The 15,772-nt window shown below is 45.4% G+C and carries 12 protein-coding genes and 1 pseudogene; 5 read left to right on the top strand and 8 right to left on the bottom strand.

Annotated elements, in window-relative coordinates:
- Positions 1-663, bottom strand: a pseudogene (locus B9T16_RS01820) (polyribonucleotide nucleotidyltransferase); the annotation flags it as partial.
- 529 nt (positions 664-1,192) lie between these two features.
- On the opposite strand from B9T16_RS01820, the gene B9T16_RS01815 reads away from it, so the two are divergent.
- The 3 genes from B9T16_RS01815 to phaB all read left to right on the top strand — a co-directional run bounded on the left by B9T16_RS01815 (position 1,193) and on the right by phaB (position 6,527).
- On the top strand, positions 1,193-4,399 hold the full coding sequence (locus B9T16_RS01815) for a DEAD/DEAH box helicase (RefSeq protein ID WP_006617471.1): 3,207 nt from the start codon (positions 1,193-1,195) through the stop codon (positions 4,397-4,399).
- Between the two features lie 186 nt (positions 4,400-4,585).
- Positions 4,586-5,776 carry an acetyl-CoA acetyltransferase PhaA gene (gene phaA / locus B9T16_RS01810; protein WP_006617472.1) on the top strand — a complete coding sequence of 397 codons (1,191 nt, stop codon included), beginning with the start codon at positions 4,586-4,588 and terminating at the stop codon, positions 5,774-5,776.
- A gap of 28 nt (positions 5,777-5,804) precedes the next feature.
- Positions 5,805-6,527 (top strand): acetoacetyl-CoA reductase PhaB, encoded by a 723-nt coding sequence (gene phaB / locus B9T16_RS01805; RefSeq protein WP_006617473.1) that lies wholly within the window; start codon positions 5,805-5,807, stop codon positions 6,525-6,527.
- A 115-nt stretch (positions 6,528-6,642) separates the two neighbouring features.
- Here phaB and B9T16_RS01800 read toward each other — a convergent pair whose 3' ends face one another.
- From B9T16_RS01800 to B9T16_RS01790, 3 genes are all read right to left on the bottom strand, one after another.
- Positions 6,643-7,830 carry an RNA-guided endonuclease InsQ/TnpB family protein gene (locus B9T16_RS01800; protein WP_006617474.1) on the bottom strand — a complete coding sequence of 396 codons (1,188 nt, stop codon included), beginning with the start codon at positions 7,828-7,830 and terminating at the stop codon, positions 6,643-6,645.
- Positions 7,831-8,393: 563 nt separating this feature from the next.
- Complete coding sequence (locus B9T16_RS01795) at positions 8,394-9,014, bottom strand: PQQ-binding-like beta-propeller repeat protein (protein WP_006616660.1); 621 nt, start codon at positions 9,012-9,014, stop codon at positions 8,394-8,396.
- Between the two features lie 162 nt (positions 9,015-9,176).
- The gene (locus B9T16_RS01790; protein WP_006616661.1) at positions 9,177-9,662 is read right to left on the bottom strand and encodes an allophycocyanin subunit alpha-B; all 486 of its coding nucleotides are present in this window, start codon (positions 9,660-9,662) and stop codon (positions 9,177-9,179) included.
- A gap of 370 nt (positions 9,663-10,032) precedes the next feature.
- Here B9T16_RS01790 and rlmD point away from each other — a divergent pair, with 370 nt between their 5' ends.
- Positions 10,033-11,418 (top strand): 23S rRNA (uracil(1939)-C(5))-methyltransferase RlmD, encoded by a 1,386-nt coding sequence (gene rlmD, locus B9T16_RS01785; RefSeq protein WP_006616662.1) that lies wholly within the window; start codon positions 10,033-10,035, stop codon positions 11,416-11,418.
- A 156-nt stretch (positions 11,419-11,574) separates the two neighbouring features.
- On the opposite strand, the gene B9T16_RS01780 is transcribed toward rlmD, so the two are convergent.
- The 3 genes from B9T16_RS01780 to B9T16_RS01770 form a co-directional block, all read right to left on the bottom strand.
- Complete coding sequence (locus tag B9T16_RS01780; RefSeq protein WP_035736968.1) at positions 11,575-12,183, bottom strand: hypothetical protein; 609 nt, start codon at positions 12,181-12,183, stop codon at positions 11,575-11,577.
- Positions 12,184-12,185: 2 nt separating this feature from the next.
- The gene (thiO, locus tag B9T16_RS01775) at positions 12,186-13,289 is read right to left on the bottom strand and encodes a glycine oxidase ThiO (RefSeq protein ID WP_410243989.1); all 1,104 of its coding nucleotides are present in this window, start codon (positions 13,287-13,289) and stop codon (positions 12,186-12,188) included.
- Positions 13,290-13,358: 69 nt separating this feature from the next.
- The gene (locus tag B9T16_RS01770; RefSeq protein ID WP_006616665.1) at positions 13,359-13,883 is read right to left on the bottom strand and encodes a hypothetical protein; all 525 of its coding nucleotides are present in this window, start codon (positions 13,881-13,883) and stop codon (positions 13,359-13,361) included.
- A gap of 57 nt (positions 13,884-13,940) precedes the next feature.
- On the opposite strand from B9T16_RS01770, the gene B9T16_RS01765 reads away from it, so the two are divergent.
- A complete protein-coding gene (locus B9T16_RS01765) occupies positions 13,941-14,195 on the top strand; it encodes a hypothetical protein (RefSeq protein ID WP_006616666.1) in 255 nt (84 codons plus the stop codon).
- A 1,266-nt stretch (positions 14,196-15,461) separates the two neighbouring features.
- Here B9T16_RS01765 and B9T16_RS01760 read toward each other — a convergent pair.
- On the bottom strand, positions 15,462-15,686 hold the full coding sequence (locus B9T16_RS01760) for a hypothetical protein (protein WP_410243988.1): 225 nt from the start codon (positions 15,684-15,686) through the stop codon (positions 15,462-15,464).
- Between the last annotated feature and the right edge of the window lie 86 nt (positions 15,687-15,772).

The following is a 15,772-nucleotide window of genomic DNA, read 5'->3' as shown; positions in this document are numbered from 1 at the left end:
ATTATTTCAGTTTGGGCTTTGATCAAATCCATGACCGCCTCATAACCGAAATCGATCGCCTCAATCACATCATGTTCTGGCAATTCATTAGCCCCCGCCTCCACCATAACCACACCTTGGGGAGACCCAGCCACCACCAAATCGAGGTCACCGTTTCTAATTTCCTTGTAGGTAGGATTAATAATGAAATCATCTCCCACTAATCCCACACGCACCGCCGCCATTGGTCCATAGAAAGGAATTCGCGCCAACAACACCGCCACAGAAGCACCTGTTACCGCCAGAACATCCGGTGGTACTTGCTCATCCATTGACAAAGTAGTGGCCACTATTTGAATATCATCTCTAATCCAACCCGGAATCAGAGGACGTAGGGGGCGGTCAATCAAGCGACTGGTGAGAGTAACGCGATCTGGGGGGNCGACCCTCTCTCCGCAAAAACCCACCCGGTATACGACCACCGGCGTAAAGTCTTTCCTCATAGTCTACCAATAGGGGCAGGAAATCAATTCCCGGTCTTCCTTCTGCGCGAGTTGCTGTTACCAGAACTGATGTATCTCCCGATTCTACTAACAGGGCTCCCCCCGCCTGCGGCGCTAGTAATCCAATCTTGAGTCTAATATCCCGTCCATCAAAGGATATTGACTTATCAATTTCTTGCATCTATTTTCTCTTCCTTCCTGCTATCACAAATACTCACCATCTTGACACCCACCTAAGCAAAAACAGGGGAACCATCCCAGGTATCCGCCTATCCAGTTTTTGTAGATGCGATCGGGCGTGGTAAGAGACTTCCCCGCCCAATTTAGGGCGACTCATATCCTAGGCTGAAAATTTTTCCTGCCTACTTTCCATGGACCAGTGCCGATCGCTGCTGCCACATTGAAAGATACACTTTCAGCTATGTTGGCACAGACACATTTAACCTGAAAAAATCTGACCATTGTCGGAAATTTCTAGGTATAGCACAATCTGCAACTTTAATGGGATGTTATACCATCTTATCCGCAGATGTCCGGCAAGTCTCGGATTAAATCCCAGTCTTGGATGTTGACACCTATTGTAGATCACTTCTGGAAAGTTTTAACCAGAGCGGAGATTTATTGAGATTGGGCTAATTCTGAACACCAGAGCGACCACAGCACACGATCGCTTAAAATTTAACGGGTTGCTAGTAGATACTGGGGTCAATATGGCTATTTTACACGGAACTTGGCGGATTCACCAGGACGATAGTTATGTATTCATTTGGGGGGAAACTTGGCGGGGGGGCGGCGCACAACAGGATAACCGCTGGGAAATAGCACCACTAAGTTGGGCTATGACCGAGGCGGAACTCTCCCAGTGGTCACTTTTACAAGATATGGCTTTATCGAGACTCTCTCCCGAGACTATCACAGAAGCGATCGCCCTTCCCACTCATATTGACCTCCATTGTGGTCATCTCACCCCCATTCATTCCGCCGCCACAGTCCCCACAGAAGCCGCAGAAGCTCAAGATATCTACCTGTATCCTTGGTTAATCACCGGGTATCGGCTCAACCCCAGTGATGCTTTCCACCTGTTCGAGTCCTTACCTTTAGGGACCATAGATTTAGACTGGTTGGGAGACGATATAAGGTTTTGGTCTCATGTGAACCGCTGGAGTTTAGACCTTCTAGCGAGGCGTAAATTTTTACCCATCATTAGCACCAGTCGCCTGGGAGAGGGGTTATCTTCCCCAGTTGGCGCGTCCAAATGGCAACCCATTGTTGATAGTGCCACAGATCGCGCCCGCCTGTTAAAATTTGCTGGCTTCATGCCGACCGTTTGTAGAATCTCTGGTTTAGCGCCCCTACAGCCACAGAAGGTCTCATCTATGGTTTGTGCCATATTTTTACCCGGAAGGGCTGAGGATTTGATATTAGGGGCTTTAGGAGCAATGATTGATTGCCAGGTGCGTCATATTGCCCAAGAAGTTGAACGCAAAGCCTTAACTAATGTAGCCATTCTCACCCCTGTGGTTAGAATGTGGTTGCATGGTTTAGCCGATGATGCTGGTGGCCACATAGAAGCCGATAGGGCGGAAATAGATACCCTCCAGACCAGCTTAGAGAATTGGATGTTTCCCCTCCAACAGTCTTTGGTGGAGCAAACCCAGTTTAGGGCGAGTTTTCGTCTCCAGCCACCCCAGGGAAAAACTCAAGAGTGGCTTTTGGAATATGGTTTACAGGCTATTGATGATCCTGATTTTGTCGTTGATGCGGCGACTATTTGGAAACACCCAGTTGAGGCTTTTATTTATCGGGAAAGGACTATTCGTTATCCCCAAGAAACTCTCCTGGCTGGTTTAGGATTGGCTTGTAAATTATATCCGGTAATTGAGAACAGTTTAGCCGAAGCTAGTCCCCAGGGGTGCTGGATTGACTCTGGTCAGGTTTATGAGTTTATTACCCGTCTAGCTTGGCGATTTAGTGATAGTGGTTTGGGGGTAATTTTACCACCTGGATTAAGTCAACGGGAAGGCTGGGCGAGTCGTTTGGGTTTGCGGATTAAGGCAAATACTCCCAGGGGGAAAAATCAGGTAAAAATTGGTTTAAAAAGTTTGTTAAATTTTAAGTGGGAATTATCCCTAGGTGGTCAAAGTTTATCTAAGGCAGAATTTGAGCGTTTAGTAGCTAAAAAAAGTCCGTTAGTCGAGGTTAACGGTGAATGGGTAGAGTTGCGAGAACGAGATATTAAAGCGGCTCAGGCTTTTTTTGCTAGTCGGAAAGAAGAGATGACTCTTTCTCTGGAAGATGCTTTGCGTTTGTCTACTGGAGATAGTCAAACTATTGAACGACTCCCGGTGGTGGATTTTGAAGCTGGGGGGAAGTTGGCGGACTTGTTAACGGCTTTAACTGATAATCGTACCATTGATGCGATCGCTACTCCTCCCACTTTTAAAGGAGAGTTAAGACCCTATCAAGCCAGGGGTGCGGGTTGGTTGAATTTTCTGCAAGAATGGGGTCTGGGTGCTTGTTTGGCTGATGATATGGGGTTGGGAAAAACCATAGAATTGATTGCCTTTTTGTTACATTTACAGCTAGAAAAAACCCTGATAAATCCGGTTTTATTGGTGTGTCCGACTTCGGTTTTGGGAAACTGGGAACGGGAAGTTAAGAGGTTTGGACCCAGTTTAAAGACCTTGGTTCATCATGGAGATAAACGCGCCAAAGGAAAGGCTTTTCCCCCGGCTATTAAAGGCAAAAACTTGGTAATTACTAGCTATGCTTTGACCTATCGAGACCAGTCGGAATTACAATCAGTAAAATGGCAGGGTGTGGTTTTAGATGAAGCGCAAAATATTAAAAATCCCGAAGCCAAACAATCGAAAACCGTCAAGACTTTAGAGGCGGATTTTAAAATTGCTTTAACTGGAACTCCCGTAGAAAATCGGTTATCTGAGTTATGGTCGATTTTGGAGTTTTTGAATCCTGGGTATCTAGGACAACGACCATTTTTTCAGCGTCGCTTTGCTATTCCGATTGAAAAGTATGGGGATACTGAATCATTGCAAATTTTGCGATCGCTCGTACAACCTTTTATTCTGCGTCGCCTCAAAACCGATAAAGATATTATTCAAGATTTACCCGAAAAACAAGAAAACACCGTATTTTGTCCTCTGTCAAAAGAACAGGCGAGTTTATATCAAAAGCTGGTAGATGAATCACTCTCAGAAATTGAATCTTCCACCGGGATACAAAGACGGGGAATGATTTTAGGATTATTGGTCAAATTAAAGCAGGTTTGCAATCATCCCTTATTATTGGGTGCTAAAACCAAAGCCAAGAAAGAAATGCCAACCCTCAACCCCGGCTATTCTGGGAAATTGCAGCGTTTAAATGAAATGTTAGAAGAGTTAATATCAGAAGGCGATCGGGCTTTAATTTTTACCCAATTCGCCGAATGGGGTAAACTCTTAAAACCCTATTTAGAAGCCAAGTTAAATCGAGAAGTCCTGTTTTTATATGGGGGAAGTCGTAAACTTCAGCGAGAACAAATGGTCGATCGCTTTCAACAAGACCCCCAGGGACCTCCGGTGATGATTTTATCTCTCAAAGCTGGGGGAGTCGGTTTAAACCTAACCCGTGCTAACCATGTATTCCACTTTGACCGTTGGTGGAACCCAGCAGTAGAAAATCAAGCCACCGATAGAGTATTTCGGATTGGTCAAACTCGCAATGTACAAGTGCATAAATTTGTCTGTACCGGAACCTTAGAAGAAAAAATCCATGACCTCATAGAAAGTAAACAAGCCTTAGCCGAACAAGTAGTTAGTTCTGGGGAAGACTGGCTAACCGAAATGGATACCGACCAACTCAGAAACCTATTGATTTTAGACAGAAGTTCCATTATCGAAGAGTCCGAAGAAACCTAACCTTTTCTCGGTCTCCTCAAACCAACAGACCCCCCTGGACTTCTGGGTGATTGTCAATATTTCCCCTTACAAGTCCAGCAGAAGTTAAAAAAACCTAACAAATTCCCTTGAGTTCAAAAGCCAGTGATACAGTACAACTGCAAAATTCGATGAATTAATATCGAACTGGGTATTTTGGGAGGACTAATGACAGAAGTTTATATCGTCTCCGCAACACGCACCCCCCTAGGTAGGTTTGGGGGGGGATTATCTGGGTTTTCTCCGGCTGACCTAGGCGCTCATGCTATGAAAGCAGCATTGGCGAAAGCTGGGGTTTCCGGTGAAAATCTGGATCTTTATATTTTTGGAAATGTGTTGCGAGCAGGACACGGACAGCTAATACCCCGTCAAGCGGCTTTGAAAGCAGGTATACCCGCCACAGTCGATGGATATGCCATTGATATGGTTTGTTCTTCTGCTATGATGAGTCTGATTAATGGCTGCTACACTATTAAGGCTGGAGAGGCTGATCTAGTGCTGGCAGGAGGGACTGAGTGTATGTCGCAAACAGGGTTCTTTTTGTCTCACCGCGCTAGATGGGGTTATAAGTTCCTTATGGGAGCCCCAGAACAGTTGATGGATATTCTGCTGTATGATGGTTTGACAGACTCTACTACCGGAGACGGTATGGGGGATGAAACTGAACGTTTGGCGGCTGAACATGGTTTCAGTCGTCAGGCTTTGGACGAGGTGGCTTTTTACTCCCAAAAACGCGCGGCGGAAGCTACGGAAAAAGGATTGTTTAAAAATGAAATCTCCCCCATTGAGGTGTCTAGCCGTAAGGGAACTCAGGTGATTGATACTGATGAGGGTATCCGCGCTGAGACTACTTTGGAAAGTTTGGCTAAGTTGCGTCCGGCTTTTCAGAAAGATGGGGTCTTAACTGCTGGGAATAGTTCCCAAATTTCTGATGGTGCAGCGGCGATTATTTTGGCTAGTGAGGCTGCTGTACAAAAGTATGGTTTGAAACCTCTGGCTAAAGTGCTGGGCGGCGCTTGGGCTGGTGGTGAGAGTTGGCGGTTTCCAGAAGTGCCGATTTTGGCTACTCAGAAGTTACTGGGTCGCCTGAAAATGTCGGTTAATGATTTCGATTTGTTTGAAAATAACGAGGCTTTTGCAGTTAGTACCTTGTTATTTGATACAATGTTGGGGGTCTCTCAAGATAAGTTGAATGTTAATGGTGGGGCGATCGCTCTCGGACACCCTATTGGCGCTTCCGGTTCCCGCATTGTTGTGACTTTACTTAATGCTTTGGAACAACACGATAAGAGTTTGGGGCTGGCGGCTTTGTGTCATGGTACTGGCGGCGGTACGGCTTTTGCTATTGAGCGTGTGTAGGTTTTTTAGGTTTTTTTAAGGAGGATAAATGGTTTCTTTAGGACTTGAGGATAAGGTGATTATTGTCACCGGCGGCGCACGGGGTATCGGTGCGGCTATTGTGAAGTTATTGGTGGAATTAGGCGCGAAAGTTGCATCTATTGATGTCATTGACGGGGAAACTCCCACAGGTGGACTAGCCCTGAAAGCTGATGTGACTAAGTTGGACAGTATGGAGTCCGCTGCTAAGGAAATTAGCGAGAAGTTGGGGACTGTTTATGGTGTGGTCGCTAATGCTGGTATTACCCGCGATAATTTCTTTACTAAGTTGACTGATGAAGATTGGGATCAGGTCATTGCTGTTAACCTTAAAGGGGTGAAAAATACCATTCAGCCTTTTATGCAAGGTATGTATGACCAGAATGCTGGCTCTATTGTGGCTATTAGTTCTATCTCTGGCGATCGCGGTAATGCTGGACAAACTAATTATGCTTCCACTAAAGCGGCTGTGATTGGGATGATCAAATCTCTCGCACGAGAAGGGGCTCGTTTTAATGTCCGCGCTAATGCGATCGCACCCGGTTTTATTAATACCGAAATGACTCAAAAAATCCCTGAGAAAGTCCGCGATAAAATTACCGCAGAAATTCCTTTCCGGCGTTTTGGTGAACCTGAAGATATCGCCTGGGCTGTCGCTTTTTTACTCTCTCCTGTCGCTAGTAATTACGTCACCGGAGAAGTCCTGCGCGTTAATGGCGCTCACCATACCTAGGCTTTTCATCGCGGTTAGCTACTCCTAAATGGCGGCGGGTTTATTAGTCGGATTTCCGTTTTTCAAAACCTCCACTTTGACACTCCCCGGCGTGAACGCACGGGGATTCTTTGTTCTACGACACGACTTGCTGATGCAGGATTTCTCCAACAACAGTAGAGGACTTGTCTCCCAAAGCGTTGCTCGGCTGCCCGAAAGTTCCGGTATGCCCTACCGTACTCAATCCTCGACTCCGAATATTTCTAGCTGCGTTTTCATCCCTATCCATTGAGCAACCACACTTACAAACGTGCGTTCTTGTGGATAGCGTTTTCTTCACAATTGCACCGCAGTTAGAGCATTCTTGGCTAGTGTATTGCGGATTTACCGCAACCGTTACTCTTTCAAACACTTTAGCAAAGTATTCAAGCCCGACACGGAATTGATACCAAGATGCGTCGTTGATAGACTTAGCTAAACAATGATTCCGCACCATATTTTTAATTCTCAAATCTTCGTAGGCTATCAAGTCGTTTGACTGAACTACGCACCTTGCCAACTTCACAGCATGGTCTTTACGTTGCCTACTTATTTTAAGATAGTGTTTACCTAGAATCTGTCTAGCTTTGCCTCTGTTTTTTGAACCTTTAACCTTCTTCGATACGCGACGGTGACTACGTTTTAAGACCCGTTCGCCTTTTCTCAGGAATCTAGGATTTTCAACGGTGACTCCGTTTGAATCGGTGTAATACTCTTTCAGTCCAACGTCTAAGCTAATGGTATTGCCTGTCGGCGCTGTGTTTTCTTTCCTGTCAACGTTAATACAGAATTGAACGTACACACCATCAGCACGTTTCACCAGTCTTACCCGTTTGATCTGGCTGACTTGGTAAAAGTGTAAATCGCGTGTACCTTTGATTTTGAGTTTACCAATTCCTTTTTTATCTGTGAAAGTTATTGATTTTCTGTCGTCTGCAAGTTTCCACCCGGTTGATTTATATTCAACTGAGCGACAATCTTTTTGAAACTTCGGATACCCCTTTTTACCGGGAATATTCTTCTTGCAGTTTTCATAAAATCGAGAGATAGCTGACCAAGCTCTTTCAGCACTGGCTTGTCTCGCTTGAGAATTGAGTTCGTCGGTAAATGGAAAAGTCGCTGCCAGCACCGCACAGTATTTGTTCAAATCGTACTTATTCTTTTTAGGATTATCCACCCAATAGCGCCAACAGCTATTGCGGACAAACTGCGCTGTACGAATGGCTTCAGCTACTGCGATGAACTGGCTTGATTTTCCGTAGGTTTTGAACTCAAAAACTAGCATGGCTCTACCTCCTATCTTATGCTAACGCCATCAGCACAAAATATTCGATATTGCCACAAAAATTTACAATTCAAGCCGTCCTAGAAGGACGGGGTTTTAGACCCAGTTTCTTGATAACCCGCCACTCCATAATCCCCATAATTCGCGATCGCTTGTTCAAAACTCACACTATGTTAAGTTTTGTAAACAAAAATTAAGAAATGTTGCGAAAAATTTTTTTGGGCGGGGTTGCTTGCTTTTGTCGCTGACTCGTGGTATCATTTTAAACAATCGAATTATTGACATTTTTTTATTTTTGTAAATGTAAAATTATTAAATAATATTTCCATATACTACCACTACTCCCCGCCACCTGTCAACCCTATTTCCGAATTAATTATTAATTGTAGGGGCGCGCCTCTGCTGTCAATTCTCAATTCCCCACGACCAGAGGCATAAACCCGCCCTACCCCACCGGGGAATTACAGGGGAAGGGGGAAGGTGCGTCAGTTGATAATTATCCGGTTCTCATCGCCATAGTCGGGGGTCTGACGCACCCTACAGTCGGGTGATCAATTATCCCGTTAAGAAGCCTCAGCCGGACGTATCCATAAACGATTATCAGAAGTAGCAGCAAACAATTTCCCTTCACTAGCAGCCATAGCCACCACATTATTAGCATGACCAATTTGCTGCCAGATCAAATCTTCGTGGACAGTATCGCGCATCCAGAGATTATTGTCAGAAGTAGCAGCATAAAGTTTTCCACCCGTAGCAGTTAATCCCACCACATTATTAGCATGACCAATCTCGACCCAAGGAATATCCTGAGTATTGACCTCCCGAGTTAATAACTTATTATCCGAAGTAACAGCATAGAGATTACCGTCACTGGCGGTCATGGCTATCACCTTCTCAGCCTGACCAATCTTATCCCATTTGATATCCTCAGCCACCCCTTCGCGGACCCAGAAGGAGCCATCTTGGGTAGCAGCAAATAACATATTATTAGTGGCAGCCATAGCGACAGCCTGATTAGCCTGACCAATCACCTGCCAGTTAATATCCCCAGGGACAGCCACCCTAATCCACAACTTATAATCTTGAGTAATTGCATAAAGGGCACCATCCATGGCAGCCATAGCGACCACATAGTTAGCATGACCGATGTGTTCCCAATTGCTCTCTCTTCTATTAATACTCATTAAAACAGACTCCTTCAGTTTTAAAGATCTGATGGCAGACCCATCATAGCCAAATAATTAACAAAATCAACCCCATGCCGACCCGGGGATGCGATCGCTCAACAATAGCCTTTAGACATGGGGTTGTTTGTGCCTATAGCTAAAAACCCAAACAATCCCTAGTTAGGACATAGCTTGGATAATAAAGTCAAAGTAAGGGGCTGCCTCCTTAGCATCTTCATCATCCAAAAGCGCCAGAGATGCTTCCTTGAGGCAACGGATAGCCTCTACCATTCCCGGCATAGGAACACCCAGAGAATTGTACATTTCCTTAACCCCAATCAAGCCAATGCTTTCAATAGGATCTTTATCTCCAGACAGAATGCCATAAGTAATTACACGCAGATACCAGCCATAGTCCCGCAAACACAAGGAACGTTCCCGCTGTCCAGCGGCATTACCACCGGGGGCAATAAAATCTGGGCGCTTCTTCCACAGTTGTGCGCTAGCACGGTCAACAATCTTTTTTTCGTTTTCGGTAAGTGTATCGACAATCCGCAACCTTTGCTCACCAGTTTTCAAGAAATCACTAATATTCTTGAGTTCCCCAGTGGTCGGGTAACGGAGTTCATCATCGGCCTTGAGAATAACTTGGCTTACTACAGTCATCGTTTTTCAAACAGATAAACAATAATTTCCGGTCGAGATAGCCTTGACAGCCTACCCCCCTATTGAGAATGGTACATTAAAGTTTCCCCTCATAGCGATCCTAGTCTAAATACTGGGGGTTATCGGTACGGCTTATGCTTACTAGTATTATTCAGGTTGACCCACTGATATATTCTCGCGATCGCATCCTCAACAGATTGTCCCAGTCTGAGGGAGTGTTGCTGCCTCATATACTCCCCCTTTAAAATAATCCTTCCCAATAAGCCTGTCAGACCACTAACATTAAGTAGTTTAGCGATTCAGGGCTACAGACAGCAAAAAGCCCCCAAAGGTTTTAGCCTGATCATTTCACACTATCGGATTCAACACTATGGCAACTTGGCAGCAAGGTCAACAGATAGAAGTCTCAATTACAGATTTAGCAGAAGGCGGAAACGGAGTCGGACGATATCAAGACCGGGTTGTGTTTGTCCCAGATACTGTCCCAGGCGATCGCGCTTTAGTCAGACTCACACGGGTTAAGTCTAAATACGCAGAAGCCAAAATACTGCAACTGCTCACAAGCTCTTCATCCCGTATCCGTCCCCATTGCATTGTCGCCGACAAATGTGGGGGCTGTCAGTGGCAGCATATAGATTATCACTTCCAACTAGAAGCTAAAAGGCATTTAGTCGTTAATGCCTTAACCAAAATCGGGGGATTTATTGAACCACCAGTAGCCCCAGTTTTGCCCTCCCCCCAACCCTTAGCCTATCGCAATAAAGTTACCTATCCCCTACGATTATCTTCTACGGGTCAGGTACAAGCTGGATATTATCAAAAAGCCAGCCATCGGTTAATTAATTTGAATCAGTGTCCAGTGCAAGATCAGCACCTCAATCCTTTATTGGCTAACATTAAACAGGATATCCAAAATCGTGGGTGGCTGGTTTATAATGAACAACAACATACTGGCACTATCCGCCATCTTTCTTTTCGCATAGGGCGGCGCACAGGAGAAATTTTGCTAACTCTCGTCGTCAAAGATAATAACTTACCACAACTTAAAGAACAGGCAGAACTCTGGCTACAGCAATATCCACAATTGGTAGGAGTTTGTCTTAATCTCAACAGCGATCGCACTAATACTATCCTTGGCAAAAATACCCATTGTCTCATCGGCAAACCTTATATACATGAGATATTTGCTGATTTAAAGTTTCGCTTGACTGCCGACACTTTCTTTCAAGTCAATACCGAAGCTGCCGAATCTCTGTTATCAGCTATTTCCTCAGAGTTGAATTTGCAGGGTCACGAAATCCTAGTAGATGCTTACTGTGGTATCGGCACCTTTACTCTACCCCTAGCCAAGCAATTAGGACAGAATTTCCCCCCAAAAGAAATTAGGGTGATTGGTTTAGAGTCGCAAGCAGGGGCGGTAGAACAAGCTATTTCTAATGCTGATTTAAATGACATTAATCATGTACAATTTCGCGTCGGTTCCGTTAAACAACTCTTGCCAAAAATACCATTTAAGCCCGATATAGTTGTCCTAGATCCACCCCGACAAGGATGCGATCGCACCGTCATTCAAACTCTCTTAAATCTACAGCCTCAACGCATTGTTTATATCAGTTGTCGTCCCGTTACTTTGGCACGAGATTTACAACTACTCTGCGAAAACGGCATTTATCAACTCACCAAAGTACAACCTGTCGATTTTTTCCCCCAAACCTCCCACGTTGAATGTGCAGCCTTTTTGACTCTTAGTCACTAATCTAACTCATGCCCAAAAACTCCTTCCACCCCTCCCTCTGGTGAATTCCCAAATTTACTATTGACATCTGATGAGACTTGACCTATAATAGTATCATGGGAAAATGTGCCGACATATATATGGCTGTGCTGGGTAGCCCAGCCCCTATCGGCAACCCTATTCCCTAATTATGACTTGAGTCCAAAACAGTTGCATGAGACCAACTCCAGTCAGACCAGCAACTATAGCCCAGGTGAGAGTCAAACCAATAACATCTCCCAAAAAAAAGCCGGTCAACTGGCGCAAAATGCCGCCTAATAACCATCCTATAGGTAATCCCACCCCCCAACACACAACACTAGCCACCACCCAGCGACCGCCCCCAAATACCGACTCTCGCAAAACCCACCATTGAAAAAGTCCCAGCGCCACACCCACCTTCGCCCCTTCTAGGACTCCATAAAACAGGCGGAGAAACAGGTTAAGGGTCCGCGGTGCCATCCAGCCCATAGCACCTATAGGAGTTAACCCCATTAAACACCAAGCGATCGCACTAACCCAAATCCAACGCCAGGGGTAAGCAATATGGTGACGGAGGACAAACCATTGCGCGCCGCCAACACTCAACCCCCCAACAACTCCCACCAACCAATTAACATCAGGACGTTCTCCCACTTCTATCCATAGCAAACTCACCAGAAACCCAGCCACAGTGACAGCCACCCACCGGACCAAAAATCTACCTTCAGCTTTAACCAGAGACACGGACCTAGAAAGCCACCACATGATCAGTTAGAAAAGCGATGCCAGGAGAAGTATTCTAGCAGGGGGTCTAATTTATCATAGCATACCAAATCAGCAATTAATTCAGCGGTAATAGGGGCTAGTAGAATACCATTACGGTGATGACCTGTAGCTAGAGTTAAATTCTCAAAGGGACTTCTACCCAAGATAGGTAATTCGTCGGGGGTAGTAGGGCGAAAACCGGACCAAAATTCCTCAATGGGAAACTCTGCGAGTCCGGGATAAAGTCGGGTAGCCTCTGATAGCAGAGTATTTATTCCTTTGGGGGTGAGACTCTTATGAAAACCGACATTTTCGGCCGTAGCCCCCAGGACGATTAAACCATCACGACGTGGTACAATGTAAATACCAGACCCAAATAGAACCTGTTTCAGGGGTAGTTCCGAAATATAATCAGGGACTCGCAGTGATAACATTTGACCTTTTATGGGGTACACTGGAATAGGTAGGATTTGACCTGACCAAGATCCGGCCGCGAGAATGTAGTGAGAACCTACGATCGCCCCTTGGTTGGTGTTGATTTGCTTAACTTTATTAGTGGTGGTGGCGATTTCTTGGACTTCTACACCATCCCTAATTTGTATGCCTAATTGTTGGCTGGCATGAATTAGCGATCGCATTAATAGGCGGCGGTTGTCAACTTGGCCATCTTGTGGAAACCACCATCCCCCAACCACTTCTGAACTTAAACCGGGTTGCTGAGTGATCAGCTGATCTGCTTCTAGCCAGATAGCCGGACTCTCAGGAGTTTGGGGTAGTTGTGTTTGTTGGGGATATTCATAAACCGGGGCGAGAATACCACAAGGCCAATAGCCGGTATCTAAGCCAGTGAGGTGTTGAATTTTGCTAGTCCACGGTTGATAAAGCGATCGACTACGGAGGGCTAAATCAAGCAGAGGACTTGGGGGAATTCTTTCAGCCTGGGGTGCTAACATCCCCGCCGCCACATATCCCGCCGCCTCTTGAGTATTGCGGCTACAGACAGTGACAGTTGCGCCTCGCCATTGGAGAGCGATCGCCACAGATAACCCAATAATACCACCACCTATAACAATTATATCACTTTTTTGATAACTTGAGGTACTCATTGTTAGTCACAAATTCTGAATTATCAATTAATTTAGATCTGACCTCTGACGCGGTAAATCAATGTAGTCTCAGTTTTTTTTCTTGTCGTTGGGGGTATCGGTTGGAGGAGGGGAGTGGCTGTCAGAAGACTTTAGGGCTTCATCTAAAACCATTCTAGCAGCTTCAGCATGGCTGCGCGCTTCCCGGTAGCGGAGGTTAGCGACCGCAAAATTTTTCAAAGCCTTAAACCCTTCTTTGAGGTCAGTAATTTCTTCCATGGTGGTAGTTTGGTCACTAAAGAGGATATCAATTTGGTCACGGGCTTTTAGGGCTTCTTCGCGAGACTCCATCATTTTCAACTTGAGTGAAGCGAGGTTGCTAAGGGTCTGGACAGCTTCCGTGACAGCATCTTCTTCTCCAATAGTTGCCATAGAGGTTTCCTTAACCTCCACAAACTGCTCTGGACTAAAGCCATCTTCCAACTCAGTGGGTAATTTTCCATTATCCATAAGTTCCATAAGTTTATCCATAGCCTGTTCACGGGCTTTAGGGGAGTCTTTACCCCGGACAGACAGGAGAATTTCTGGACTTTGGGGGAGGGTGTAGCGAACCATATTGACACAGATTGCCTAGAATGACTATTGAGATAAATATTTTAGCAGAATCCGAACATGAAAGAGCAAGTTATTCTCTGGTTGAACCGCCTTTTGGTAGCGGATGTGTTTCTGGTGTTATTGAGTTTCCTGTGGTTGGCGATCGCTGTTTTGGGTAAATCTATGGGGGTTAACCTGGGATTAGAACTGTGGTATCAACTCTGGGAACCTGTTTTCACTCCGGCGATCGGTCTATTAATGGCTGGTGCGTTACTAATCGGGGCTATGAATCAAATCTCTAAATGGTTAGTACGTCCTAATTCCCAATCGTAATCTATAATCCCCCAAACACTTAATGATTAATAGTCGATAGTTGACTCTCTCAATTATCGACTTTCCCTTTTCGGGAGACTCTCCCAACTTCCGACTTCTGAAAACCGCCACATTTCCAACTCAACCCGGAAACTGTTATGTGGGTAGGTKATATGAGAGTAACTCTCCCAACTGGTGACTTTCCCTTTTCGGGAAACTCTCCCAACTTCCGACTTCTGAAAACCGCCACATTTTTAAGTCAACCGGAAAACTGTTATGTGGGTAGGTTATATGAGAGTAACTCTCSCAACTCGTGACTTTCCGTTTTCGGGAGACTCTCCCAACTTCTGACTCCTGAAAACCKCCACATTTTCAACTCAACCCGGAAACTGTTATGTGGGTAGGTGATATKTGAGTAACTCTCCCAACTGGTGACTTTCCSTTTTCGGAAAACTCTCGCAACTCGTGACTTTCCCTTTTCGGGAGACTCTCCCAACTTCCGACTTCTGAAAACCGCCRCATTTCCAACTCAACCMGGAAACTGTTATGTGGGTAGGTGATATGAGAGTAACTCTCCCAACTGGTGACTTTCCCTTTTCGGGAAACTCTCCCAACTSGTGACTTTCCCTTTTCGGGARACTCTCCCAACTTCCGACTYCTGAAAACCGCCACATTTYCAACTCAACCCGGAAAACTGTTATGTGGGTAGGTGATATGAGAGTAACTCTCCCAACTSGTGACTTTCCGTTTTCGGGAAACTCTCCCAATTTCCGACTTCTGAAAACCGCCACATTTTTAAGTCAACCGGAAAACTGTTATGTGGGTAGGTTATATGAGAGTAACTCTCCCAACTGGTGACTTTCCCTTTTCGGAAAACTCTCGCAACTCGTGACTTTCCCTTTTCGGGAAACTCTCCCAACTTCCGACTTCTGAAAACCGCCGCATTTCCAACTTAACCAGGAAACTGTTATGTGGGTAGGTTATATGAGAGTAACTCTCCCAACTGGTGACTTTCCGTTTTCGGGAAACTCTCCCAACTTCYGACTTCTGAAAACCGCCACATTTCCAACTCAACCCGGAAACTGTTATGTGGGTAGGTGATATGAGAATAACYCTCCCAACTCGTGACTTTCCCTTTTCGGGAGACTCTCCCAATTTCCGACTTCTGAAAACCTCCACATTTCCAACTCAACCCGGAAACTGTTATGTGGGTAGGCGATATGAGAGTAACTCTCCCAATTTCGGACTTCTGAAAACCGCCACATTTTTAAGTCAACCGGAAAACTGTTATGTGGGTAGGTTATATGAGAGTAACTCTCGCAACTCGTGACTTTCCGTTTTCGGGAGACTCTCCCAACTTCTGACTCCTGAAAACCGCCACATTTCCAACTCAACCCGGAAACTGTTATGTGGGTAGGTGATATGAGAGTAACTCTCCCAACTGGTGACTTTCCGTTTTCGGGAAACTCTCCCAACTTCCGACTTCTGAAAACCKCCACATTTCCAACTCAACCCGGAAACTGTTATGTGGGTAGGCGATATTTGAGTAACTCTCCCAATTTCGGACTTCTGAAAACCGCCACATTTTTAAGTCAACC

The sequence above is a fragment of the Arthrospira sp. PCC 8006 genome, assembly GCF_046480465.1.
Lineage (GTDB): Bacteria > Cyanobacteriota > Cyanobacteriia > Cyanobacteriales > Microcoleaceae > Limnospira > Limnospira platensis.
This window is presented reverse-complemented; position numbering and strand designations above follow the sequence as displayed.